This is a genomic window from Pseudomonas sp. CFBP13509, from assembly GCF_005233485.1.
In the GTDB taxonomy this organism is placed as follows: domain Bacteria; phylum Pseudomonadota; class Gammaproteobacteria; order Pseudomonadales; family Pseudomonadaceae; genus Aquipseudomonas; species Aquipseudomonas marginalis.
Genome location: NZ_QGAA01000006.1, coordinates 52934 through 77080 on the forward strand (window position 1 = coordinate 52934; position 24147 = coordinate 77080).

The window sequence follows — 24147 nt, forward strand, 5'->3', positions numbered from 1 at the left end:
AATAACGACAAAATTGGAGAAAAACCATGGCTGAAGCAAAAGTACTGAGTGGTGCCGGCCTGCGTGGCCAGGTCGCCGGGCAGACCGCACTGTCCACCGTGGGCCAGGCCGGAGCCGGCCTGACTTACCGTGGCTACGACGTGCGCGAACTGGCCGCCGATGCACAGTTTGAAGAGGTCGCTTATCTGCTGCTGTACGGCGAACTGCCGACCCAGGCCGAACTGGCCGCCTACAGCGCCAGGCTGAGCACGCTGCGTGACCTGCCGCAAGCGCTGAAAGAAGTGCTCGAACGCATCCCCGCCGACGCCCACCCGATGGACGTGATGCGCACCGGTTGCTCCTTCCTCGGTAACATCGAGCCGGAAAAAGACTTCAGCGTGCAACGCGACGTGACCGACCGCCTGCTCGCCGCGTTCCCGGCGATCATGTGCTACTGGTACCGCTTCAGCCATGACGGCAAGCGCATCGACTGCGTGACCGACGAGCCGAGTATCGGCGGCCACTTCCTGCACCTGCTGCATGGCAAGAAGCCGAGCGAGCTGCATGAGAAGGTCATGAATGTGTCGTTGATCCTCTACGCCGAGCACGAGTTCAACGCCTCGACCTTCACCGCGCGGGTGTGTGCCTCGACCCTGTCCGACCTGTACTCCTGCATCACCGCCGCCATCGGTTCCCTGCGCGGCCCGCTGCACGGCGGCGCCAACGAAGCGGCGATGGAAATGATCGAGCGTTTCGGTTCGGCAGAGGAAGCCGTCGAAGGCACCCTCGGCATGCTGGCTCGCAAGGACAAGATCATGGGCTTCGGCCACGCGATCTACAAAGACAACGACCCGCGTAATGAAGTGATCAAGGGTTGGTCGAAAAAGCTCGCCGACGAAGTGGGCGACACCGTGCTGTTCCCGGTCTCCGAAGCCATCGACAAGACCATGTGGGAGCAGAAGAAACTGTTCCCCAACGCCGATTTCTACCATGCCTCGGCGTACCACTTCATGGGCATCCCGACCAAGCTGTTCACGCCGATCTTCGTCTGCTCGCGGCTGACCGGCTGGGCCGCGCATGTGTTCGAACAGCGCGCCAACAATCGCATCATCCGTCCAAGCGCCGAGTACATCGGCGTTGAACAGCGCAAGTTCGTGCCAATCGAACGTCGCTGAATGGGAACACCGACGATCCCGAAGTGGAAACCGGACCAAGTGTGGGAGGGGGCTTGCCCCCGATGGCGGTTTATCAGTTGCCATAGGTGTTGAATGACACACCGCTATCGGGGGCAAGTCGAATCGTCGCACCGCCCCTCCCACATTTGGATCGCATTTCAATTCCGGATCGGCCCAGGTCTTCCTTTTGCAATCACCGTGACCGAGTCCTGACGATGAACACTGAATTTCGCAAACCGCTCCCCGGCAGCCGCCTGGATTACTTCGACGCCCGCGCGGCCGTCGATGCAATCAGCCCCGGCGCCTACGCCACATTGCCCTACACCTCTCGTGTGCTCGCCGAGAATCTGGTGCGCCGCTGCGACCCGGCCACCCTCAACGCATCCTTGAGCCAGTTGATCGAACGCAAACGCGACCTCGACTTCCCCTGGTTCCCGGCCCGCGTGGTGTGCCACGACATTCTCGGCCAGACCGCGCTAGTCGACCTCGCCGGCCTGCGAGATGCCATCGCCCTGCAAGGCGGCGACCCGGCCCAGGTCAACCCGGTGGTCCCCACCCAGTTGATCGTCGACCATTCCCTGGCTGTCGAAGCCGGTGGTTTCGACCCGGACGCGTTCGAGAAAAACCGCGCCATCGAAGACCGTCGCAACGAAGACCGCTTCCACTTTATCGAGTGGACCAAAAAGGCTTTCAAGAATGTCGACGTGATCCCGCCGGGCAACGGCATCATGCACCAGATCAACCTGGAGAAAATGTCCCCGGTGGTCCAGGTGCGTGACGGTGTGGCCTTCCCGGATACCTGCGTCGGCACCGACAGCCATACCCCCCACGTCGATGCGTTGGGCGTGATCGCCATTGGCGTCGGCGGCCTTGAAGCCGAAAGCGTCATGCTTGGCCGCGCCTCGTGGATGCGCCTGCCGGAAAGCGTCGGTGTCGAATTGACCGGCCAGCTGCTGCCGGGCATCACCGCCACCGATATGGTGCTGGCCCTGACCGAGTTCCTGCGCCAACAGAAAGTGGTCGGCGCCTGGCTGGAATTCTTCGGTGAGGGCGCGTCCAAACTGACCCTCGGCGACCGCGCGACCATCTCCAACATGGCCCCGGAATACGGCGCCACGGCGGCCATGTTTTATATCGACCAGCAGACCATCGCCTACCTGAAACTCACCGGCCGCGAAGACGAGCAAGTCGCCCTGGTCGAGCAGTACGCCCGCCATACCGGCCTGTGGGCGGATGACCTTAAAGGTGCGCAATATGAGCGTGGTCTCACCTTCGACCTGTCCAGCGTGGTGCGCAACATGGCTGGCCCGAGCAACCCGCACGCCCGCGTCGCCACCCGCGACCTGGCCGCCAAGGGCATCTCCGGCCAGTGGGATGAAGTGCCGGGGCAAATGCCCGACGGCGCGGTGATCATCGCCGCCATCACCAGTTGCACCAACACCAGTAACCCGCGCAACGTGATCGCCGCCGGGCTGCTGGCGCGCAACGCCAACAGGCTTGGGTTGACGCGCAAGCCGTGGGTCAAGTCGTCCCTGGCACCGGGTTCGAAAACCGTGGCCATGTACCTGGAAGAAGCCGGCCTGGGTCATGAGTTGGAAAAGCTCGGCTTTGGCGTGGTGGCGTTTGCCTGCACCACCTGCAACGGTATGTCCGGCGCGCTCGACCCGGCGATCCAGCAAGAGATCATCGACCGCGACCTGTACGCCACCGCCGTGCTCTCGGGTAACCGCAACTTCGACGGGCGTATCCACCCGTACGCCAAGCAGGCGTTCCTGGCTTCGCCGCCGCTGGTGGTGGCCTATGCGATTGCCGGCACCATCCGTTTCGACATCGAGAAGGACGTGCTCGGCCTGGACGCCGACGGCAAGGAAATCCGCCTGCAGGACATCTGGCCGAGCGACGAAGAGATCGACGCGGTGGTCAAGGCCTCGGTCAAGCCGGAGCAGTTTCGCGCGGTGTATATCCCGATGTTCGCGATCCACGAAGACACCGGCCCGAAAGTCGCGCCGTTGTACGACTGGCGCCCGCAGAGCACCTATATCCGTCGCCCACCGTACTGGGAAGGCGCGTTGGCCGGTGCGCGGCCGCTCAAGGGCATGCGCCCGCTGGCGGTGCTGCCGGACAACATCACCACCGATCACCTGTCGCCGTCCAACGCGATCATGCTCGACAGCGCCGCCGGCGAATACCTGGCGAAAATGGGCCTGCCGGAAGTCGACTTCAACTCCTACGCCACCCACCGTGGCGACCACCTGACCGCCCAGCGCGCGACGTTCGCCAACCCGAAACTGTTCAACGAAATGGTGCGGGAGAACGGCAAGGTCAAGCAGGGCTCCCTGGCGCGGATCGAGCCGGAAGGCCAGGTCACGCGGATGTGGGAAGCCATCGAAACCTACATGGAGCGCAAGCAGCCGCTGATCATCATTGCCGGCGCCGACTACGGCCAGGGCTCGTCCCGCGACTGGGCCGCCAAGGGCGTGCGCCTGGCGGGTGTGGAAGCGATTGCGGCCGAGGGTTTCGAGCGCATCCACCGCACCAACCTGGTGGGCATGGGCGTGCTGCCCCTGGAGTTCCTGCCCGGCACCGACCGTCACACCTTGCAGATTGATGGCAGCGAAACCTACGACGTGATCGGCCAACGCACCCCGCGTGCGCAGTTGACGCTGGTGATCAATCGCAAGGATGGCGAACGTGTCGAGGTGCCGGTGACGTGCCGCCTGGACACCGCCGAAGAAGTGTCGATCTACGAAGCCGGCGGCGTATTGCAACGTTTTGCCCAGGATTTCCTGGAATCGGCGACCACCGCCTGAAGAGGATGACCATGGCACACGCAGCGCAAATCAAGATCCCCGCCACCTATATGCGTGGCGGCACCAGCAAGGGCGTATTTTTCCGCCTCCAGGACCTGCCCGAGTCGGCGCAGGTGCCGGGAGCGGCGCGGGATGCCTTGCTGCTACGGGTGATCGGCAGCCCCGATCCCTACGACAAGCAAATCGACGGCATGGGAGGCGCCACATCGAGCACCAGCAAAACCGTGATCCTCGCCAAAAGCACCCGCGCCGATCATGACGTCGACTATCTGTTTGGCCAGGTCTCCATCGACAAGCCCTTTGTCGACTGGAGTGGCAACTGCGGCAACCTGTCGGCGGCGGTGGGTTCGTTCGCCATCAGCGCCGGGCTGGTCGATGCGGCCCGCGTGCCCCAAAACGGCGTGGCGGTGGTGCGGGTGTGGCAGGCCAATATCGGCAAGACCATCATCGCCCACGTGCCGATCACCGACGGGGCGGTGCAGGAAACCGGCGACTTCGAGCTGGACGGCGTGACCTTCCCGGCGGCCGAAGTGCAGCTGGAATTCATGGACCCGGCGGCGGAAGAAGAGGGCGGCGGCGGCTCGATGTTCCCCACCGGCAACCTGGTCGACGACCTGGAAGTGCCCGGCGTCGGCACCTTCAAGGCCACGCTGATCAACGCCGGCATCCCGACGATTTTCATCAACGCCGAAGACCTCGGCTACACCGGCACCGAGCTGCAAGGCGCGATCAACAGCGACCCCAAGGCCCTGGCGATGTTCGAGACCGTACGGGCCTATGGCGCGTTGCGCATGGGGCTGATCAAGCACCTCGACGAAGCGGCCCAGCGCCAGCACACGCCGAAGGTGGCGTTTGTGGCCAAGCCTGCCGACTACGTAGCGTCCAGTGGCAAGGCGATCAAGGCCGGCGATGTGGATTTGCTGGTGCGCGCCCTCTCCATGGGCAAGCTGCACCACGCGATGATGGGCACGGCGGCGGTGGCGATCGGCACGGCGGCGGCGATTTCGGGGACCTTGGTCAACCTCGCAGCGGGCGGTATTGAACGTAATGCCGTGCGCTTCGGGCATCCCTCCGGCACCTTGCGCGTGGGGGCTGAAGCCACCCAGGTGGACGGTGAGTGGGTGGTGAAGAAAGCCATCATGAGCCGCAGTGCACGGGTGTTGATGGAAGGTTTCGTCCGCGTACCCGGCGACGCCTTCTAAAACCCTGCACAGATCCAATGTGGGAGGAGGCTTTTTGTAGGAGCGAGCTTGCTCGCGAAAAACTCACAGGCGCCGCGTTCATTCAGGAAGCACGCGTTATCGTTGACGTTTTTCGTGAGCAAGCTCGCTCCTACAGGAGGCGATGTGAACTGGCATTAGGGTAAGCCCCTCCCACAGAGGATTTCTATTCCTAAAGGCAGGCATCCAAGATCTGCTTCCAGTAACCGTTAGCCCGAGGATTGACCCCACCCATTTTTGGAGATCTGCCATGAGCACCAACGTCGACCAGAACAACCGCCCCGACTACGACCAGGTTTTGCAGGACATCGCCGACTATGTCCTCAACTACCGGATCGAGTCCCAGGCCGCCTTGGACACCGCCCGCAACTGCCTGATGGACACCCTCGGTTGCGGCCTGCTGGCCCTGCGTTTTCCCGAGTGCACCAAGCACCTGGGGCCGATGGTTGAAGGCACGGTGGTACCGTTTGGCGCGCGGGTGCCGGGCACCTCGTTTCGCCTGGACCCGGTCAAGGCGGCCTGGGACATTGGCTGCATCGTGCGCTGGCTCGACTACAACGACACTTGGCTCGCCGCCGAGTGGGGGCATCCCTCGGATAACCTCGGTGGCATCCTTGCCGTGGCGGATCACCTGTCGCAACAGCGCGTGGCCAATGGCGACGCACCGCTGACCGTGCGCGCGGTGCTGGATGCGATGATCATGGCCCACGAAATCCAGGGTGTGATTGCCCTGGAAAACTCGTTCAACCGTGTCGGCCTCGACCATGTGCTGTTGGTGAAAGTCGCCTCCACGGCGGTCACCGCCCAGCTGATGGGCGCCAACCGCGAACAGCTGCTGTCGGCACTGTCTCACGCCTTCGTCGATGGCCAGGCCTTGCGCACTTACCGGCATGCGCCGAATGCCGGCTCGCGCAAATCCTGGGCGGCGGGGGATGCGTCGAGTCGCGGCGTACGCCTGGCGGACATCGCCCTGCGCGGCGAAATGGGCATCCCCGGTGTGCTGAGCGCGCCGCAATGGGGCTTCTACGACGTGCTGTTCAGTCACACCAACAAAGACCTGGCGCTCAAGCCCGAGGACAAGCGTGCGTTCAGCCTGTCCCAGCCGTATGGCACCTACGTGATGGAAAACGTGCTGTTCAAGATCAGCTTCCCCGCCGAGTTCCACGCGCAGACCGCCTGTGAAGCCGCGGTGACCTTGCATCCGTTGGTCAAGGATCGCCTGCACGACGTCGAGCGCATCGTGATCACCACCCATGAGTCGGCGATTCGCATCATCTCCAAGGTCGGGCCACTGGCCAACGCCGCCGACCGCGACCATTGCCTGCAATACATGACCGCCGTGCCCCTGGCATTCGGCAATCTGGTGGCCGAGCACTACGAGGAGGCATTCCACGCCGCTCACCCGATCATTGATCAGTTGCGCGACAAGATGGTCATCGTCGAAGACCCACGCTACAGCCGTGAATACCTGGAAGCCGACAAGCGTTCCATCGCCAATGCCGTGCAGGTGTTCTTCAAGGATGGCTCCAGCACCGAGCAAGTGGCGGTGGAATACCCGATCGGCCATCGCCGTCGTCGAGTGGAGGGCATTGCGTTGCTGGAAGACAAGTTCAAGGCCAACCTGGCCACGCGCTTTACCGCCCAGCGCAGTGCCGAGATCTTTGCGTTGTGCACGGACCAGGCGAAGCTCGAGGCCACGCCGGTCAACCGCTTCGTGGACCTGTTCGTCATCTAGCAGGCGCCGCAAAAGCAAAAATGTGGGAGAGGCAAGCCCCCTCCCCACAGTTGTTGCGTTCACTCAAACCGCAGGATCACCCGGCGGTTGTGCTTGCTCTTCTTCTCGATCTTCTCGCAGAACACCCGGCCGATTTCCTCGGTGTTGAGCACATGGGTACCGCCGCACGGCTGGATATCGATCCCGCCGATTTCAATCACCCGTACCGAGCCCTGGATCACCGGCGGCGCAACCGCCTGGGTGCGGGTGATCTGCAGCAGGGTGGCGTACTCCGAAGCCGGCATCGACAGGGTCTTCACCTCGTGGGCCTGTTCGATCAGCGCATTGAGGTCACGGGTGATGCTGTCCTTGTCGAGGGTCATTTCCGGCAGGTCGAAATCCAGGCGGCCTTTGTCGGCACTGATGCTGCAACCGGTCACCGGTGCGTCGATGAGCGAGCACAGCAGGTGCAGGCAGGTGTGCATTTTCATGTGCTGGTAGCGCCGCTCCCAATCCAGACCGGCGTCCACCAGCACGCCGGCGATCAACTGCTCCGGGCAGTGTTCCACCTGGTGCCAGATGATCGAACGCAGCACCGGGTCGCGCACCGTGCCGGTCACGTCGACCCGGGTACCGTCCGCCAGGGTCAGGTGGCCGGTATCGCCGGGTTGGCCGCCGCCGGTGGGGTAGAACAGGGTGTGCTCCAGGGCGATGCCGTGTTCGCTGACGGCAATCACCCGGGCGCTGAATGCGTTCTGGTAGGGCGCGCTGTCAAACAGCGCCAGGGTTTCCATGGTGTGCACGGACATGTTCAACCTCCGACGATCAGTGGGCTGGCTTGCAGCAGGTGGCGCACCATCGCGCTCAAGCCAGGGGGGGAGAGCAGGGTGATTTCGAATTCCGGCCCGCAGACTTTCAGGTTCAGCGGCAGGCGCGGCAGGTGGTTGCCGGATTCGAGGCGGTGCAGCCTGAATTGCAGGTGGTGACGTTCCTTCACCGTTGGCTCCAGCATCAGGCCTGGCAACGGATGAAAGTCGGCGTCCAGCACCGTGACCTTGTGGCTGGCATTGACCTCGCCGACCACGTGCAGGCGCTCATCCAGGGCGAAGGCCCCGAGGTAGTTGCTGTGGTCCGATTCATCGTTTTTTTGCAGTTGGATCTGGTTCACCACCTTCACCTTGGTGCCGGCGGGTACGTCCTGGGTGATCACACAGGAGGGGCTGATAAACACGTTGTCGCCGATCAGCACATAGCCCAGCACCCGGGCCCCGGAGCCGACCTCGACGTTGTTGCCCAGGCGCGGATGGCGCTTGCCATCGGGATTGTTGGCGATGCCGCGGGCACCCAGGGTCACGCCGCAGAGGATGTAGCAATCGTTGCCGATCTCGCAGGTCTCGCCGATTACCGTGCCGTAGCCGTGGTCGAGCACAAAGCGCCGGCCGATACGCGCCGCCGGGTGGATTTCGGCCCCGGACAGGACCTTGCCCTGGTTGCTCAGCTTGAGGGCGATGCGTGAAAACACGCCGTTGGTCTGGTCGGGGAAATTCCACACCAGGTGCGCAAGCCGGTAATAGAGCACCGCCTTGAACGACGCGTAGGACTCCAGGATCAGTTCGCCGCGCCCACGGGATGCCGGGTCGCGATAGGCGTAGGCGATCAAGTCCTCGGCCACCGCCTGGGCGGCATTCTGGATCAGTGGCGCGAGGTGCGGCTCCAGCTGTTTCATCTGCATGGGGGTGAGGGTCTTGATGAGCTGGGTGAGCAACTCATCGTGCAACTGTTGCATGTCGATAAAGCCGCCCATGGAGGCACCCCCGCATTCTGGCTGGTTGGAAGACCCGTTATTCGAAACTGGGCAGGTAGCTGTCGGCATTGTCGTAGACCATGGTCAACACCACCGTTTCGGGCGGCAATTCGGGGGCGAGCCTGGCGATGGCCACCATGTTGGCGGCGGAGGACAGGCCCAGGCTGATGGCATCGGTGCGCATGATGCGTTTGATCATGTCGATGCAGTCCTGGCGCGAGACCTTGAGCATGCCGTCGATCACATCCAGGTTGAGGATGCTCGGGATCAGGCCGATCGACAGGCCCTGGATATGATGCGGCGCGTGCTGGTTCTTCAGCAGGTCGCATTCTTCGGGCTCCACGCCCATCACGCGCAGGGCTGGCCAGGCGGCCTTGAGGGTTTCGCCGATACCGGTGATATGGCCGCCGGTGCCGATGCCGCTGACAAAATAATCCACGCGGCGATCACCGAAGGCGCGGAGGATTTCCGGCGCTGTGGTGTCACGGTGGGTTTGCGGGTTGGCGCCGTTGCGTTGCTGGTTGAGCATCACGTAGCTGGGGTTTTCCAGCTGCAACTCCATGCATTTTTCACCGTGGGAATTGTTGCCGAGGCGGCTGTCGGAGAGCACCACCTTGGCGCCGTACAGGCGCAGCAGCTTCTGTTTTTCGGGGCTGTAGTTGTCCGGGATCACCAGCACCACCTTGTAGCCCAGCACGTTGCCGGCCATCACCAGGCCGATACCGGTATTGCCACCGCTGGGTTCGATGATGGTTTGCCCGGCGTCACGGATCAGCACGCCGCGCCGCTCGGCGTCGAGGATCATGCCCAGGGCGATGCGCGCCTTGTGGCTGCCCCCCGGGTTGAGGGATTCGAGCTTGACGTAGACCTCGATGCCGAGGTCTTCGGAAAACTGCGCCAGGCGGACGATCGGCGTATGGCCGATGGCGTCGAGGATAGAGTTATGCAACATCGGTCAGCCCCCGGGTCAGTACAACGGCATGTCGGGTTCGACGTCGCGAACCCAGTGTTTCATGCCGCCTTGCAGGACTTTGGTGTTGGCGAAACCCGCCGCCAACAGGGTGCTGGCCGCTTGCTCGGCGCGGGTGCCGGCGTAGCAGATCAGGTAATGGGTGTTGTCGCGGCTGAGACGCCCGAGCTGGCCATCCAGCTCGGCCAGGGGGATATGCACCACCCCCGGTAATTTGCACACCTCCAGTTCGCTGGCGTCGCGCACATCCAGCAGGACGTCGGCGCTGCTGGGGTGTTCGAGTACCTGCTTGAGTACGCGCGGCTTGATGTAGCGCTCTTCGGCCAGGGACGGTTGGCTGGGCACGGCGTCCGCACAGACGGCTGGCGCCAGGGTTTCGCTGGGGCGCAGGTCGGAGCAGCACGGGCAGTCGGCACGGCGCTTGAAACGGATTTCGCTGAACTTCATCGCCAGTGCATCGAAGCGCATCAGGCGGCCGGACAGGGGCTCGCCAATGCCGATCAACAGTTTGATCGCCTCGGTGGCCTGGATCATCCCGACCACCCCGGGAAGCACGCCGATCACCCCTCCGGCGCTGCAATTGGGTGCCAGTTCCGCGGGCGGTGCGCTGGGGAACAGGCAGCGGTAGCACGGCCCGCCTTGGTAGTTGAGCACGCTGATCTGCCCGTCGAAGCGGTAGATGGCGCCGTACACCAGGGGTTTGCCCAGTTGCACGCAGGCGTCGTTGACCAGGTAGCGGGTGTCGAAATTGTCGGTGCCGTCGATGACCAGGTCATAGGCGCCCACCAGTTCCAGGGCATTGTCGGCGTTCAGGGCGGTGTCGTGGGCGTTGATCTGGATATGGCGGTTGAGGTCCTGCAAGCGCTGCTTGGCCGAGTCGACCTTGGGCATGCCCAGGGTGCTGTTGCCGTGGACGATCTGGCGTTGCAGGTTGCTGCTTTCCACCACGTCGAAATCCACCAGCCCCAGGGTACCGACGCCGGCCGCTGCCAGGTACAGGCTGATGGGCGAGCCCAGGCCGCCGGTGCCGATAATCAGGACCTTGGCTTTCTTGAGGTTCAACTGGCCTTCGCGGCCGACGCCGGGCAGGGTGATATGGCGCACATAACGTTGCACTTCCTCGTTGCTGAGGCTGTCGACGTCCATACCGCCGGAGGTGGCGAGCAGCACTTCGATGCGGGCTTTTTCCGGCAGCCGGTCATCGGCGCCAATCAGCTCTTCCTCAGCGGTGAACAGGAAGTGTTCCTTGAGCTGGTTGTTCTTTTCGTGAAACAGATGGGCGCGCAACTGCGGGTGGCTGCTGCAGAGGTTTTCAATGACTTCGCGCAATGTCGATCCGGCGCCCTCGAGGGTCGATTCCGGCAGCTTGGCCACGCGAACCAGAATGTCGGGGAAAGAGACAGCGTTCATGGACAACTCCGTGTGCAGGTCGTTGAAGGGGTTAAGGGTGAAATGCTCGCCATCCCAGGCAAACAGTTTTGAACCCAGGGCCTGGCCCTGGCGAACGTCGACCACCAGGTAACTGACGGGGTAGATCGGCTCGCCCATGAACAGGGCCTTGTCCTGGTCTTCATCGCTGAAATAGGCGCCGACATCCGGGTGGGAGTGGTAGATCACCACCACCGGGTTGTCGCTGCGAAACGCCTTGTTCATCAGCAGGGTGTCGGCCACCGAGAAGGTGTAGCCATTGGCCGCGCTGCGCGGGTACATCTCGGGGTTTTTGCGGTGCAGTTCGTTCTGGATGTTGCTGCCCAGGTACACGCTGCCGTCGGCGAAGACAAAGCCGCAGCATTCCTCGGGGTAGCTGCGGCTGGCGTGGGCGTAGATCTGTTCCAGGGCTTTTGGGCGGAGGACGTCCATGTTTCTCTCGCGTTGATGGCGGGTCAATTTTTCTTGGCCAGGAGTTTTTCAATGGGCAACTTGGTGATCGCAAAGCCGGCCAGCAGGATGGCCGAATACAGCATCAGGTCGCGGGAAATCGCCACGCCTTCGTACCAGGCGCCGATGATCACCGCGAACACCGGGAAGATGATGAACACGAACGACAGGATGATCGGGCTCAAGCGCTTGAGCAGCATGAAATACACGATGAACCCACCCACCGAGGCCACCAGCCCCAGGTAGAACAGCGCGCTCCAGGAGCGCAGGGTGATGGCTTCGAAGGTCGGCGTCTCAAACCACAACCCGGCCACGAACAGCATCAGCCCGGCAATGCCGATGGGCAGCGTGTTGTAGGTGATCACGCTGATGGCGCTGCCTTTTTGCTTGGTGATGACGTAGCACAAGGCGTGCATGATCGCGGCCGCCAGGATCGCCAGTACCCCCAGGAACTCGGCGTGGTCCAGGTGCAGGCCCTGGCTCCTGATGATCATGTAGAGGCTGCCGAAGCCGATACCGATGCCGACCACCTGGGAAAAGTAGATGCGCTCGCGCAGGAACAACGCGGAGAAAATCAGGATGAATACCGGCATGCAACTGAACAGCAGGGCGGTAAGACCGGATGACACATGCATCTCGCCGTAGTTGAGCAGGTAGTACGGCACGCTGAAGTAGGACAGGGTCACGAATACGAAAAACCAGCGACTCTCGCGGGGAAACAGGATGGGCTCGCGGCGCACCTTGGCAAAACACAGGAACAGCGGGAAGGCGATCAGGAAGCGCAGACCGGCGGACGTCAGCGGCGGAACACTCTCCACGGCGATCTTGATCCCCAGCCACGTGGTGCCCCAGCTCAGGCACACGATCAGGAACATCACGCTGGTCACCAGCCCGGCCAGCCACTGCTTTTGCGTTTTGGTTTTGGCGTTGTTTTCGAGAACGGCGGACATTGGCATCGTTTATTGCTTCCCTGAGCCTGAATTGAACTCTATATTGAACTTGTAATGAGTTATGAAATTCGGCGATTGAACCCGTAAAAGCACACTATTAGGGCGAAAGATGGCTGTCAAAACAAATATTGACATGGTGTCAATTATGCGTGAGGGGTTGTCCAACGGGCAGGGCGTGAAGTACAAGCGCCTGTCCGATGTCATGGAACGGGGCATCCTCGAAGGCTTGATTGAGCCGGGACGAAAACTGCCGCCTCATCGGGTGCTTTCCGACAATCTGGGGGTGACCATCGGCACCATCAGCCGGGCCTACGGTGAGCTGGAGCGTCTGGGTTTGGTGGTAGCGCGAGTGGGTGACGGCACTTTCGTCCGCAAGCGTGGGATGGAGCGCCAGCGTGATGAAGGATTTCGTAACTTCAGCGAGGAGCCGCGCCAGTACTTCGACATGAGCCGCAACATGCATATCCCGGGTCAGGAAACCACCTTCCTGGCACAGAGCTTCCAAACCCTGTCGACCAACGCCAAGTTCCTCCAGGACATCAGCGCCTACACCCCGGATGCCGGCCTGCCGCGTTATCGCGACGCGGGCGCGCAGTGGCTGGTGCAGCGTGATTTTCATCCGATCCCCGAGCAGGTGATCTGCGTCAACGGCGGCCAGCATGGACTGCTGTGCGCGATGATGGCCCTGCTGCGCGCCGGCGATACGGTGGTCACCGAACAATTGACTTATCCGGGGCTGATCACCGCCGCACGCATGCTGGGTATCCGCCTGATCGGCCTGGAGATGGACGAAGAAGGCGTGCTGCCGAGCGCGCTGGATGAAGTCTGTCGTAATCACCGGGTTTCAGCGCTGTATTGCACGCCGACCATCCAGAACCCGACCACGGCGGTGTTATCCGTGGCGCGCCGCGAAGCCTTGGTGAAGGTGTGCCGGGAACATAATCTGCTGATTCTTGAGGACGAAGCCCACGGCGTATTGGTTGAAGACCGTCCACCGCCCCTCAGCCATTTCGCCCCCGAACGTACGATTTTGATCAGCAGCCTGAGCAAGGCCGTGTCTGCCGGGCTGCGTGTGGGCTATGTGCATGCGCCCCCGGCGCTGGTCAGCCGTATCTCGGCGGCCTTGCGCTCCACCTGCTGGATGGCCACGCCGGTGACCCTGGAACTGGCGACGCAGTGGATCGAAAACGGCACGGCGGAATACCTGCTGCGCCAACAGATCAACGAGATCAGCCGCCGCAAGACCCTGGTGCAGGACTTGTTGGCCGGCCTGGCGTACCGCACCCACCTGAACAGCCCGCACTTCTGGATCGAAGTGCCGGAGCCCTGGCGCGCGTCGGAAATCGAGGCGGAGCTCAAGCAGAATAATTACCTGATCGCCACCGCCGAGGCGTTTGCCGTAGGGCAGACGGCGGTGCCGCAGTTCATTCGGGCGAGTATCTGCAATACCTCGGGCGATGATCAGTTGTTGCGGGCGGGGTTTGATGCATTGGCGACGGCGTTGGGGCAAGGGGGAGGGCGGTTTCACCTATAGCGAGTGGACGTCGATGCTGTGAGCAGGCTCGTTGTGAGCGGGCTTGTCGAATCGTCGCACCGCCCGCGCTGGGCTGCGAAGCAGCCCCAATCAAGATAAATGCGGTGTGTCAGCCAGTTCTCGGTGACTGGTTTAGGGCTGCTGCGCAGCCCAGCGCGGGGCAAGCCCGCTCGCCACAGTAAAACAGTGTCTCAAGGCATTATTTGAAGCGCCGCTCCACACCTTTTTCCACCAGAATCTTCGCCGAAATCTCTTCCACCGAAAAATGCGTGGAATTGATGTGCGCAATATTCTCGCGACGGAACAGATTTTCTACTTCGCGCACTTCGAACTCGCACTGGGCATAACTGGAGTAGCGGCTGTTGGGCTTGCGCTCGTTGCGGATGGCGGTGAGACGGTCCGGGTCGATGGTCAGGCCGAACAGCTTGTGCGAATGGGCGCGCAGCGCGGCGGGCAGCGTCAGGTGCTCCATGTCGTCTTCGGTCAGCGGGTAGTTGGCCGCACGGATGCCGAACTGCATGGCCATGTACAGGCAGGTGGGCGTTTTGCCGCAGCGCGACACGCCGACCAGGATCAGGTCGGCCTTGTCGTAGTAGTGGGTGCGGGCGCCGTCGTCGTTGTCGAGGGCGAAGTTCACCGCCTCGATACGCTCCATATAATTGGAGTTATGCCCAATGGAATGGGACTTTCCGACCGAATAGGAGGAGTGTTCGCTCAATTCCTGCTCCAGCGGCGCCAGGAACGTCGAGAAAATGTCGATCATGAAACCATTCGACGTTGCGAGAATCTCACGGATGTCTTGATTGACGATGGTGTCGAAAATGATCGGCCGAAAGCCGTCTTTTTCAGCCGCCAGATTGATTTGTTGTACCATGGCCCGCGCTTTATCCACGCTGTCGATATAGGGCCGCGTGAATTTGGCGAAGGTATTGTTTTCGAACTGCGCGAGCAGGCTCTGACCCAGGGTTTCGGCGGTAATGCCGGTGCCGTCGGAGATAAAGAAAGCAGATCGTTTCATTTGAGCCCTGGGCCTTAAGCTGATGACGAATCTTGGATATGATAGGCGCGATTTTGCCGTCCCATAGTGGGCCGCATTCTCACTTATTTTCCAGGTCCAGGCCACAAACGCAGGTAATCGCTCCTACGAGCAGCCGGCGTCCTGAGCTTTTCCAACACAGTTAGTGGAGAGATCACCTTGGTAGAGTACGTAGTTTCCCTCGATAAGCTCGGCGTCCATGATGTAGAGCACGTAGGGGGCAAGAACGCATCCCTCGGCGAGATGATCAGTAATCTTGCAGGCGCAGGTGTGTCGGTGCCGGGTGGTTTCGCCACCACGGCCCAGGCCTACCGCGATTTCCTCGAACTGAGCGGCCTCAACGCTCAGATCCACGCCGCGCTGGATGCCCTGGACGTCGATGACGTCAACGCCCTGGCCAAAACCGGCGCCCAGATCCGCCAATGGATCATGGAAGCCGAGTTCCCCGAGAAGCTCAACGAAGAAATCCGCACCGCCTTCGCCACCCTGTCGGCCGGCAACCCGGACATGGCCGTCGCCGTGCGCTCCTCGGCCACCGCCGAAGACCTGCCTGACGCCTCCTTCGCCGGCCAGCAAGAGACTTTCCTTAACATCCGCGGCGTGGAAAACGTGATCCGCGCCGCCAAGGAAGTGTTTGCCTCGCTGTTCAACGACCGCGCCATTTCCTACCGTGTGCACCAGGGGTTCGACCACAAGCTGGTGGCCCTGTCTGCCGGTGTGCAGCGCATGGTGCGTTCGGAAACCGGCACCGCCGGCGTGATGTTCACCCTCGACACCGAGTCGGGCTTCCGTGACGTGGTGTTTATCACCGGCGCCTACGGCCTGGGCGAAACCGTTGTACAAGGCGCGGTCAACCCCGACGAATTCTACGTGCACAAGCACACCCTTGAAGCCGGCCGTCCGGCCATCCTGCGCCGCAACCTGGGCAGCAAGGCCATCAAGATGATCTACGGCGACGAGGCCAAGGCCGGTCGTTCGGTGAAAACCGTGGACGTCGACAAGGCCGAGCGCGCGCGCTTCTGCCTGAGCGACGCGGAAGTCAGCGAGTTGGCCAAGCAAGCGATGATCATCGAAAAGCACTACAAGTGCCCGATGGACATCGAATGGGCCAAGGACGGTGACGACGGCAAGCTGTACATCGTGCAGGCCCGCCCGGAAACCGTGAAGAGCCGTACCTCGGCCAACGTCATGGAACGCTACCTGCTGAAAGAAACCGGCACCGTGCTGGTGGAAGGCCGTGCCATCGGCCAGCGCATCGGCGCCGGCAAGGTGCGGATCATCAAGGATGTGTCCGAGATGGACAAAGTCCAGCCTGGCGACGTACTGGTTTCCGACATGACCGACCCGGACTGGGAACCGGTGATGAAGCGTGCCAGCGCTATCGTGACCAACCGTGGCGGGCGTACCTGCCATGCGGCGATCATCGCCCGTGAGCTGGGGATTCCTGCGGTGGTCGGTTGCGGCAACGCCACCCAACTGCTCAAGGACGGCCAGGGCGTGACCGTGTCCTGTGCCGAAGGCGACACCGGCTTCATCTTTGAAGGCGAGCTGGGCTTCGACATCAAGCAAAACTCCATCGACGCCATGCCCGACCTGCCGTTCAAGATCATGATGAACGTCGGCAACCCGGACCGTGCCTTCGACTTCGCGCAGTTGCCGAATGCCGGTGTGGGCCTGGCCCGCCTGGAGTTCATCATCAACCGCATGATCGGCGTGCACCCCAAGGCCCTGTTGAACTACGACGGCCTGCCGCTGGACATCAAGGAAAGCGTGGACAAGCGCATCGCCGGCTACGACGACCCGGTGGGCTTCTACGTCGAGAAGCTGGTGGAAGGCATCAGCACCCTGGCGGCGGCGTTCTACCCGAAAAAGGTCATCGTGCGCCTGTCGGACTTCAAGTCCAACGAATACGCCAACCTGATCGGCGGCAAGCTCTACGAGCCCGAAGAAGAAAACCCGATGCTGGGCTTCCGTGGCGCCTCGCGCTACATCAGCGAAGCGTTCCGTGACTGCTTCGAGCTTGAATGCCGCGCCCTCAAGCGTGTGCGCAACGAGATGGGCCTGACCAACGTCGAGATCATGGTGCCGTTCGTGCGCACCCTGGGCGAAGCGAGCCAGGTCGTCGACCTGCTGGCCGAAAATGGCCTGTCCCGCGGCGAAAACGGCCTGCGCGTGATCATGATGTGCGAACTGCCGTCCAACGCCATCCTCGCCGAAGAGTTCCTGGAGTTCTTCGACGGTTTCTCCATCGGTTCCAACGACCTGACCCAGCTCACCCTGGGCCTGGACCGCGATTCCGGGATCATCGCCCACCTGTTCGACGAGCGTAACCCTGCGGTCAAGAAGCTGCTGGCCAATGCCATCCAGGCGTGCAACAAGGCCGGCAAGTACATCGGTATCTGCGGCCAGGGCCCTTCCGATCACCCGGACCTGGCCAAATGGCTGATGGAGCAGGGTATCGAAAGCGTCTCGCTGAACCCTGACTCCGTGCTGGAAACCTGGTTCTTCCTGGCGGAAGGCCAAGCGTCCGCCTGAGGTCGCCATGTCAAAAGTGCCGGTCCCCCGTCAGGGTGACCGGCATTCTTATCTGTACAGGGCGGAATCCTTGCGGACGTCGCCCTTTTTTGTGCAAGAGCATTATGCAAAGCAGCAGCAACCTGTTTCCTGTCGCCCTGATCAGCGCTGAGCGTCGTGGCGACCTGAGTGAAGACGTGTATCGCCTCAAGCCCGGTAACAGCCCCGACGGTACCGTCGAGCTGGCGGTGACCCGTTTGGGCCTGGCCGATGTCCCGGAAAACCGGGGCATCCCGGTTATTTTGTTGCACGGCAGTTTTTCCAACCGGCGTTTCTGGTATTCGCCCAAGGGGATCGGCCTGGGCGCCTACCTGGCCCGCCAGGGGTTCGATGTGTGGATCCCGGAAATGCGTGGCCATGGACTGTCCCGGCGTAATCAGGACTACGCGCTTAACCGCGTCGCCGACTACGCGCGTTACGACTTGCCGGCCATTGGCGCGTTTGTGCGTGAGCAAAGTGCGCAGATTCCCCATTGGGTGGGTCATTCCCTCGGCGGCACAACCCTGGCGGCGGCCTTGGGTGGGCAGCACCTTGGCGCGCCGGCAGTGGCCTCGGTGGCCTTGTTTGGCTGTCAGGTCAGTCGCAACCACTGGCCGTTGAAGCTTCCGCCGGTGGAGTGGACCGGCCGTCTGCTTTTAAAGCGCTTCGGCGAAGTGTCCGGCTCGCGGCTCAAGCGGGGCCCGGAGGACGAACCGGCCGGCGTGCTGATCGAAGCCATGCGCTGGAATGGCCTGTTCGGTCGCTTTGGCGAGGGTAAGCGCGATTGGTGGAAAGGCCTGGCGGACGTCGATGTGCCGCTGCTGGCCGTCAGCGCGGCGGGCGACCGGCAGGATCCGGACTGGGCGTGCCGTAAGCTGTTCGAGCAGATCGGCTCCGAGCACCGTCAGTACCTGTGCCTGGGGCGCCAGCAAGGGTTTAGCGGTGATTTCGGACATGTGGAAATGCTCGTCAGCAAGGCCGCCCAGGCCGAGGTCTGGCCGCTGGTTGAGCAATGGTTGAACGACCCGCTGACACCTTTATTGGCTGCCAAGCCCGAGGCATTGGTCGTAGTTTGACCCAGGGCTCTGCCAAGGGCGTTTCGCTCGTGTGTGGTTGCGGCTAATATATGACGCGTTAAACGCTTCTGGTCATATTCAGTCGCGCAGTGGTTATTGCGTTGCGATGAAGCGAATGGGATGTTGCGCACCGGCTCCGGCTGGTGCTTCTTTCGAAAGACACTTCTTTGGCGGAAAGGAATTTTTCAATGAACCATTACGTGACCCCCGACCTGTGCGACGCCTACCCGGACCTGGTGCAGGTAGTCGAGCCGATGTTCAGCAACTTCGGCGGCCGAGATTCCTTCGGCGGCGAGATTGTCACCATCAAATGTTTCGAAGATAACTCCCTCGTCAAGGAGCAGGCCGACCAGCCGGGCGCCGGCAAGGTGCTGGTGGTCGACGGTGGTGGTTCCCTGCGCCGCGCGCTGCTGGGCGACATGATCGCCGAGAAAGCCGCGAAGAACGGTTGGGAAGGGTTGGTGATCTATGGCTGCATCCGTGACGTCGATGTGATCGCCCAGACCGACCTTGGGGTACAGGCGCTGGCCAGTCATCCGATGAAAACCGATAAGCGCGGCATCGGCGACCTGAACGTCGTGGTGACATTTGCGGGTGTGACGTTCCGCCCGGGTGAGTACATCTACGCCGACAATAATGGCGTGATCGTCTCGCCAAGCCCGCTGCAGATGCCTGAATAAACCGCAATAACCGACAGGGGTGAGGATGTTCGAGGAAGAAAACGCGCAGTGGGGGCTGGTGCATGCCCTGGTGCTGGACGGTAAAGGCGGTGCGCGTTCGATTGCCCGGACTGAGCTCGACGACTTGCAACTGCAGCCCCAGGAAAGCCTGTGGCTGCACTGGGATCGCAGCCATCCCCAGACCCAGACCTGGCTGCGCAAATCCAGTGGCTTGAGCGAATTCGCCTGTGACCTGCTGCTGGAGGAGAACACCCGCCCACGCCTGTTGCCGCTGCCGGATGCCGAGTTGCTGCTGTTCCTGCGCGGGGTCAACCTCAACCCGGGGGCCGAGCCGGAAGACATGGTCTCGGTACGTATCTTCGCTGCCGCCAGCCGCGTGATCTCCCTGCGTCTGCGCCCGTTGCGCGCCACCGATGAACTGCTGGTGCAGTTGGCGGATGGCAAGGGGCCGAAAACCGCTTCGGAGCTCATCCTTTATATGGCGCAGTACCTGACCAACAAGGTCCAGGATCTGGTCACGGATTTGTCGGAAATCGTCGATGCGGAGGAAGAAAAACTCGATACCGACGAACGGTATACACCTGAACATGGCAGTGTTTTGCAGATCCGTCGCCGAGCGGCCGGGCTCAAGCGTTTCCTGTCGCCGCAGCGGGATATTTTTGCCCAGCTCACGCGGATAAAATTGCCTTGGTTCTGTGACGACGATGCCGACTACTGGAACGAATTGAACAACAGCCTGACCCGCTACCTGGAAGAGCTCGAATTGACCCGGGAGCGCGTGGGGCTTGTGCTTGAGGCCGAAGACCGGCGCTTGAGCGTGCGCATGAACCGCACCATGTACCGCTTCGGGATCATCACGGGAATCTTCCTGCCGATGAGTTTCCTGACCGGTTTGCTGGGTATAAATGTGGGGGGGATACCGTTCTCCGCCAGTCCCTACGGATTCGTGATTGCATGCCTGTTGATGGTCTCGGTGGCACTCGGACAATGGTGGCTGTTTCGACGATTGCGCTGGGTTTGAGCTGAATATGACCTGAACGTAGGAAGGGGCCTATGTGACCCCAGGAATTTTACCCTCGTCTTTTAAAACACTTGCGAGAGGTCTTTATGCACGATCCGTTCGAACAGTCTTTGCGTGACATGCTCAATGCCTCGCCGTCCAACCGTGACGACGATGCCTGCCTGGGCCGCGTATTGAAAACCGCTAACCGCCAGGTGGGCGCGGGTGACCTGTTCGGTCTGCTCGGCCGCTGGATGCCGGCGTTGATGATGGCCCTGAACAACGGTTCGGCCCACGTGTCGCCGGTTTCCCGTCGTAAACCCCTTGCTCGCACTGCTGATAAGGCTGATTGAATATGGAACTTGATCTCTGGACCCAGAGCCTGGTCACCGCGATGACCGCATTGTGGACCAAGGTGGCGAATTTCATCCCCAACCTGTTTGGTGCCCTGGTCCTGGTGTTGCTGGGCTTTGTCGTGGCCAAGCTGCTCGACACCCTGCTGTCCAAATTGCTCGCGAAACTGGGCCTTGACCGCCTGATGGCCGGCACTGGCCTGACCAAGCTGCTGGGCCGCGCCGGGTTGCAGGTGCCGATCTCCACGTTGATCGGCAAGATCGTCTATTGGTTTGTTTTGCTGATTTTTCTGGTTTCTGCGGCGCAATCCCTTGGACTTGAGCGAGTTTCAGCTACGCTCGACATGCTGGCGCTGTATTTGCCGAAGGTTTTCGGCGGCGCGCTGGTGCTTCTCGTAGGCGTTTTGCTTGCTCAACTGGCCAATGGGCTGGTGCGCGGCGCCGCTGAAGGTGTGGGGTTGGATTATGCCGCTGGCCTGGGGCGTATCGCCCAGGGGTTGGTGATCATCATCAGTATTTCGGTCGCGATCAGCCAGTTGGAGGTCAAGACTGACCTGCTCAACCACGTGATCGTCATCGTTTTGATTACCGTTGGTCTGGCCGTTGCGCTGGCCATGGGCTTGGGAAGCCGGGAAATTGCCGGCCAGATTCTCGCGGGAATCTATGTGCGTGAGTTGTATCAGGTTGGGCAACAGGTGCGTGTGGGCGAGGTCGAAGGGCAAATCGAGGAGATCGGCACAGTCAAGACGACGGTGCTGACCGATGACGGCGACCTGGTGTCGCTGTCCAATCGGATTCTCCTCGAGCAGCAGGTCAGTAGCCGCTAACCCGGTAAACCCTGCTAATGTACGCCGCCGCAAGCCCGGCTGACCGGGCTGTAGCGGACATTGACCTGACTGTCGGCACGACTTGTTTTGAATAAAGCCCAAACGCTGTCCACGCGCTATGACCCCCGTGAGCTCTCTGATGAGGAGTTGGTCGCGCGCGCACACACGGAGCTGTTTCACGTAACTCGCGCGTATGAAGAATTGATGCGCAGATATCAACGCACTCTGTTCAACGTTTGTTCAAGGTATTTAGGGAACGATAGAGATGCGGATGATGTCTGTCAGGAAGTGATGCTCAAGGTGCTGTACGGCCTGAAGAACTTCGAGGGCAAATCGAAGTTCAAGACGTGGCTGTACAGCATCACCTACAACGAGTGCATCACGCAGTATCGGAAGGAACGGCGAAAGCGTCGCTTGATGGACGCCTTGAGTCTGGACCCCCTTGAGGAGGCGTCTGAAGAAAAGGCGCCGGCACCCGAGGAGAAGGGCGGACTTGATCGCTGGCTGGTGTATGTGAACCCGATTGACCGGGAAATTCTGGTGCTACGATTTGTCGCAGAGCTGGAGTTCCAGGAAATCGCTGACATCATGCACATGGGTTTGAGTGCTACAAAAATGCGTTACAAGCGTGCTCTAGATAAATTACGTGAGAAATTTGCGGGCGAGACTGAAACTTAGTGCGTGGCAAATATCTCTTACGTGTAGGCAAGTTCTGTTAGACTTGTCGCCGAGTTGTCCCCCGGTTTGTGGGACTGCTTTACAATCACCAGATGGGGATTTAACGGATGAAACTGAAAAACACCTTGGGCTTGGCCATTGGTTCTCTTATTGCCGCTACTTCTTTCGGCGTTCTGGCACAAGGCCAAGGCGCAGTTGAAGGCGAGCTGTTCTACAAGAAGCAGTACAACGATAGCGTCAAGCACATCGAAGACGGCTTCAATCCTGGCGCTCGCATCGGTTACTTCCTGACCGACGACCTGTCCTTGAACCTGTCCTACGACAAGACCAACCACACCCGTTCGAACGACGGTACTGGTAACCAGAAGATCAAAGGCGATACCGGCAGCCTGGTTGCCCAGTATCACTTCGGTCAAGCTGGCGTAGACAGCCTGCGTCCATACGTAGAAGGCGGCTTCGGTCACCAGAGCCGTACCAACGTCCAGGCTGACGGCCACAGCGGTCGCGACCAAACTACCTTCGCTACCGTTGGTACTGGTGTGAAGTACTACTTCACCAACAACCTGTACGCTCGTGCCGGTGTTGAAGCTGACTACGGTCTGGACAACGGCAAGTGGGACTACTCCGCACTGGTTGGCCTGGGCGTGAACTTCGGCGGTAACGCTGGCGCAGCTGCTCCAGCTCCTACCCCAGCACCAGCTCCAGAGCCAACTCCAGAGCCAGAAGCTCCAGTTGCCCAGGTTGTTCGTGTTGAGCTGGACGTTAAGTTCGACTTCGACAAGGCCGTTGTTAAGCCTAACAGCTACGGCGACGTGAAAAACCTGGCCGACTTCATGGCTCAGTACCCAGCTACCAACGTAGAAGTTGCTGGTCACACTGACTCCGTAGGTCCAGACGCCTACAACCAGAAGCTGTCCCAGCGTCGTGCTGACGCTGTTAAGCAAGTCCTGGTTAAAGACGGCGTGGCTCCTAGCCGTGTAACTGCTGTAGGTTATGGCGAATCCCGCCCAGTTGCTGACAACGCAACTGAAGCTGGTCGTGCTGTTAACCGTCGCGTAGAAGCGTCGGTTGAAGCTACCGCTCAGTAATTACTGAGATGTAGAAGAAACCCGGCCTCGGCCGGGTTTTTTTTGCTTGGAATTTGCCTCAGGCGCTGACTGCGGCAGCGACATAAGCCGTCTGCTCGGCGGCCGCAACATGGCCGATCACCAGAATCGCCGGGCTCTTCAAGGCAAATGCCTGTGCGTCTTCGTGCATCCGCGACAGCTCACTGCGGCATTCGCGCTGTTGGAGCAATGAGGCGTTTTCGATCATTGCCACCGGCATATCTGTCGCCATCCCGCCTTCGAGCAATTGCTGGCGAATCTCCTCCAGCTTGGCCACTCCCATATACACCACCAATGTCGTCCCGCCCTCGGCCAATGCGCGCCAATTAAGGCTGCTGTCGTCCTGGGTATGGGCCGTGACCAGGGTCACACCGCGGCTGACGCCACGCAACGTCAGTGGAATCGCGCAATTCGTTGCCCCCGCCAGCCCGGCGGTGATCCCGTTGACCAACTCTACCTCGACGCCGCGTTCGCGCAGCCACCCGGCTTCTTCGCCACCGCGGCCGAAAATGCACGGGTCACCCCCTTTCAGCCGCACTACGCACTTGCCTTGGCGGGCGTAACGCAGCATCAGGCGGTGGATAAAGTCCTGCGGGGTCGAGCGGCAGCCGCCGCGTTTGCCGACCGTGATCACCCGTGCCTCCGCGCAGTGCTCCAGCACTGCGGGGTTGACCAGGTCATCGATCAGTACCACATCGGCTTCGTGCAGGGCCCGTACAGCCTTGAGGGTCAACAGCTCCGGATCGCCAGGGCCCGCGCCCACCAGCCAGACTTTTGCGTTCATGGGTTTTTCCTCGTCTAGAG

The 24147-nt window shown here is 61.3% G+C and carries 20 protein-coding genes; 13 read left to right on the forward strand and 7 right to left on the reverse strand.

Annotated elements, in window-relative coordinates; all coding sequences use genetic code 11:
* The first annotated feature begins 26 nt into the window (after positions 1–26).
* The 4 genes from prpC (at position 27) to prpD (ending at position 6919) form a co-directional block, all read left to right on the forward strand.
* Positions 27–1154: a bifunctional 2-methylcitrate synthase/citrate synthase gene (prpC, locus tag PspCFBP13509_RS11660; protein ID WP_065924788.1), complete on the forward strand. Its 1128-nt coding sequence runs from the start codon at positions 27–29 to the stop codon at positions 1152–1154.
* Positions 1155–1369: 215 nt separating this feature from the next.
* On the forward strand, positions 1370–3964 hold the full coding sequence (gene acnD / locus PspCFBP13509_RS11665) for a Fe/S-dependent 2-methylisocitrate dehydratase AcnD (RefSeq protein WP_137212073.1): 2595 nt from the start codon (positions 1370–1372) through the stop codon (positions 3962–3964).
* A gap of 11 nt (positions 3965–3975) precedes the next feature.
* Positions 3976–5166, forward strand: a complete 1191-nt coding sequence (prpF, locus tag PspCFBP13509_RS11670) for a 2-methylaconitate cis-trans isomerase PrpF (RefSeq protein WP_137212074.1) — start codon at positions 3976–3978, stop codon at positions 5164–5166.
* 268 nt (positions 5167–5434) lie between these two features.
* Positions 5435–6919 (forward strand): 2-methylcitrate dehydratase, encoded by a 1485-nt coding sequence (prpD, locus tag PspCFBP13509_RS11675; protein WP_137212075.1) that lies wholly within the window; start codon positions 5435–5437, stop codon positions 6917–6919.
* A gap of 59 nt (positions 6920–6978) precedes the next feature.
* Here the strand turns inward: prpD and PspCFBP13509_RS11680 are convergent, their stop codons facing one another.
* From PspCFBP13509_RS11680 to PspCFBP13509_RS11700, 5 genes are read right to left on the reverse strand one after another with little or no spacing between them, the layout of a single operon-like run.
* Entirely contained in the window at positions 6979–7707 is a 729-nt protein-coding gene (locus tag PspCFBP13509_RS11680) for an alanyl-tRNA editing protein (protein WP_027603675.1), read from the reverse strand.
* A gap of 2 nt (positions 7708–7709) precedes the next feature.
* Entirely contained in the window at positions 7710–8702 is a 993-nt protein-coding gene (locus PspCFBP13509_RS11685; protein ID WP_065924785.1) for a serine O-acetyltransferase, read from the reverse strand.
* Positions 8703–8739: 37 nt separating this feature from the next.
* Positions 8740–9654: a PLP-dependent cysteine synthase family protein gene (locus tag PspCFBP13509_RS11690; protein ID WP_137212076.1), complete on the reverse strand. Its 915-nt coding sequence runs from the start codon at positions 9652–9654 to the stop codon at positions 8740–8742.
* A 15-nt stretch (positions 9655–9669) separates the two neighbouring features.
* Positions 9670–11532 (reverse strand): molybdopterin-synthase adenylyltransferase MoeB, encoded by a 1863-nt coding sequence (gene moeB, locus PspCFBP13509_RS11695; RefSeq protein WP_065924783.1) that lies wholly within the window; start codon positions 11530–11532, stop codon positions 9670–9672.
* 23 nt (positions 11533–11555) lie between these two features.
* On the reverse strand, positions 11556–12449 hold the full coding sequence (locus PspCFBP13509_RS11700) for a DMT family transporter (protein ID WP_161985727.1): 894 nt from the start codon (positions 12447–12449) through the stop codon (positions 11556–11558).
* A gap of 160 nt (positions 12450–12609) precedes the next feature.
* Here PspCFBP13509_RS11700 and PspCFBP13509_RS11705 point away from each other — a divergent pair, with 160 nt between their 5' ends.
* Complete coding sequence (locus tag PspCFBP13509_RS11705) at positions 12610–14034, forward strand: aminotransferase-like domain-containing protein (RefSeq protein WP_027603680.1); 1425 nt, start codon at positions 12610–12612, stop codon at positions 14032–14034.
* A gap of 199 nt (positions 14035–14233) precedes the next feature.
* Here PspCFBP13509_RS11705 and ppsR read toward each other — a convergent pair whose 3' ends face one another.
* A complete protein-coding gene (gene ppsR / locus PspCFBP13509_RS11710; RefSeq protein ID WP_027603681.1) occupies positions 14234–15052 on the reverse strand; it encodes a posphoenolpyruvate synthetase regulatory kinase/phosphorylase PpsR in 819 nt (272 codons plus the stop codon).
* Between the two features lie 177 nt (positions 15053–15229).
* Between ppsR and ppsA the strand changes: the two genes are divergently transcribed.
* From ppsA to PspCFBP13509_RS11750, 8 genes are all read left to right on the forward strand, one after another.
* Positions 15230–17605: a phosphoenolpyruvate synthase gene (ppsA, locus tag PspCFBP13509_RS11715; RefSeq protein WP_065924780.1), complete on the forward strand. Its 2376-nt coding sequence runs from the start codon at positions 15230–15232 to the stop codon at positions 17603–17605.
* 104 nt (positions 17606–17709) lie between these two features.
* Positions 17710–18699, forward strand: coding sequence for an alpha/beta fold hydrolase (locus PspCFBP13509_RS11720; protein WP_137212077.1), 990 nt, complete (start codon positions 17710–17712; stop codon positions 18697–18699).
* A gap of 188 nt (positions 18700–18887) precedes the next feature.
* Positions 18888–19379: a ribonuclease E activity regulator RraA gene (gene rraA, locus PspCFBP13509_RS11725; protein ID WP_027603684.1), complete on the forward strand. Its 492-nt coding sequence runs from the start codon at positions 18888–18890 to the stop codon at positions 19377–19379.
* A 25-nt stretch (positions 19380–19404) separates the two neighbouring features.
* Positions 19405–20400, forward strand: a complete 996-nt coding sequence (locus tag PspCFBP13509_RS11730; protein WP_027603685.1) for a zinc transporter ZntB — start codon at positions 19405–19407, stop codon at positions 20398–20400.
* Positions 20401–20486: 86 nt separating this feature from the next.
* On the forward strand, positions 20487–20732 hold the full coding sequence (locus PspCFBP13509_RS11735; RefSeq protein ID WP_015885347.1) for a hypothetical protein: 246 nt from the start codon (positions 20487–20489) through the stop codon (positions 20730–20732).
* 2 nt (positions 20733–20734) lie between these two features.
* Complete coding sequence (locus PspCFBP13509_RS11740) at positions 20735–21559, forward strand: mechanosensitive ion channel family protein (RefSeq protein ID WP_003175519.1); 825 nt, start codon at positions 20735–20737, stop codon at positions 21557–21559.
* A gap of 87 nt (positions 21560–21646) precedes the next feature.
* A complete protein-coding gene (gene sigX, locus PspCFBP13509_RS11745; protein WP_003175518.1) occupies positions 21647–22237 on the forward strand; it encodes an RNA polymerase sigma factor SigX in 591 nt (196 codons plus the stop codon).
* A gap of 107 nt (positions 22238–22344) precedes the next feature.
* On the forward strand, positions 22345–23325 hold the full coding sequence (locus PspCFBP13509_RS11750; protein WP_065873888.1) for an OmpA family protein: 981 nt from the start codon (positions 22345–22347) through the stop codon (positions 23323–23325).
* Positions 23326–23383: 58 nt separating this feature from the next.
* On the opposite strand, the gene cobA is transcribed toward PspCFBP13509_RS11750, so the two are convergent.
* On the reverse strand, positions 23384–24127 hold the full coding sequence (gene cobA / locus PspCFBP13509_RS11755; RefSeq protein WP_137212078.1) for a uroporphyrinogen-III C-methyltransferase: 744 nt from the start codon (positions 24125–24127) through the stop codon (positions 23384–23386).
* Positions 24128–24147: the final 20 nt, after the last annotated feature.

What these genes read in the sequence shown, in the direction of transcription:
- PspCFBP13509_RS11705 (WP_027603680.1), top strand. Translation starts at nt 12,610, where the DNA reads ATGGCTGTCAAAACAAATATTGACATGGTGTCAATTATGCGTGAGGGG.
- PspCFBP13509_RS11680 (WP_027603675.1), bottom strand. Translation starts at nt 7,707, where the DNA reads ATGTCCGTGCACACCATGGAAACCCTGGCGCTGTTTGACAGCGCGCCC.
- PspCFBP13509_RS11690 (WP_137212076.1), bottom strand. Translation starts at nt 9,654, where the DNA reads ATGTTGCATAACTCTATCCTCGACGCCATCGGCCATACGCCGATCGTC.
- cobA (WP_137212078.1), bottom strand. Translation starts at nt 24,127, where the DNA reads ATGAACGCAAAAGTCTGGCTGGTGGGCGCGGGCCCTGGCGATCCGGAG.
- PspCFBP13509_RS11730 (WP_027603685.1), top strand. Translation starts at nt 19,405, where the DNA reads ATGTTCGAGGAAGAAAACGCGCAGTGGGGGCTGGTGCATGCCCTGGTG.
- moeB (WP_065924783.1), bottom strand. Translation starts at nt 11,532, where the DNA reads ATGGACGTCCTCCGCCCAAAAGCCCTGGAACAGATCTACGCCCACGCC.
- prpF (WP_137212074.1), top strand. Translation starts at nt 3,976, where the DNA reads ATGGCACACGCAGCGCAAATCAAGATCCCCGCCACCTATATGCGTGGC.
- ppsR (WP_027603681.1), bottom strand. Translation starts at nt 15,052, where the DNA reads ATGAAACGATCTGCTTTCTTTATCTCCGACGGCACCGGCATTACCGCC.
- rraA (WP_027603684.1), top strand. Translation starts at nt 18,888, where the DNA reads ATGAACCATTACGTGACCCCCGACCTGTGCGACGCCTACCCGGACCTG.
- acnD (WP_137212073.1), top strand. Translation starts at nt 1,370, where the DNA reads ATGAACACTGAATTTCGCAAACCGCTCCCCGGCAGCCGCCTGGATTAC.
- PspCFBP13509_RS11720 (WP_137212077.1), top strand. Translation starts at nt 17,710, where the DNA reads ATGCAAAGCAGCAGCAACCTGTTTCCTGTCGCCCTGATCAGCGCTGAG.
- prpC (WP_065924788.1), top strand. Translation starts at nt 27, where the DNA reads ATGGCTGAAGCAAAAGTACTGAGTGGTGCCGGCCTGCGTGGCCAGGTC.
- PspCFBP13509_RS11750 (WP_065873888.1), top strand. Translation starts at nt 22,345, where the DNA reads ATGAAACTGAAAAACACCTTGGGCTTGGCCATTGGTTCTCTTATTGCC.
- PspCFBP13509_RS11685 (WP_065924785.1), bottom strand. Translation starts at nt 8,702, where the DNA reads ATGGGCGGCTTTATCGACATGCAACAGTTGCACGATGAGTTGCTCACC.
- prpD (WP_137212075.1), top strand. Translation starts at nt 5,435, where the DNA reads ATGAGCACCAACGTCGACCAGAACAACCGCCCCGACTACGACCAGGTT.
- PspCFBP13509_RS11735 (WP_015885347.1), top strand. Translation starts at nt 20,487, where the DNA reads ATGCACGATCCGTTCGAACAGTCTTTGCGTGACATGCTCAATGCCTCG.
- PspCFBP13509_RS11740 (WP_003175519.1), top strand. Translation starts at nt 20,735, where the DNA reads ATGGAACTTGATCTCTGGACCCAGAGCCTGGTCACCGCGATGACCGCA.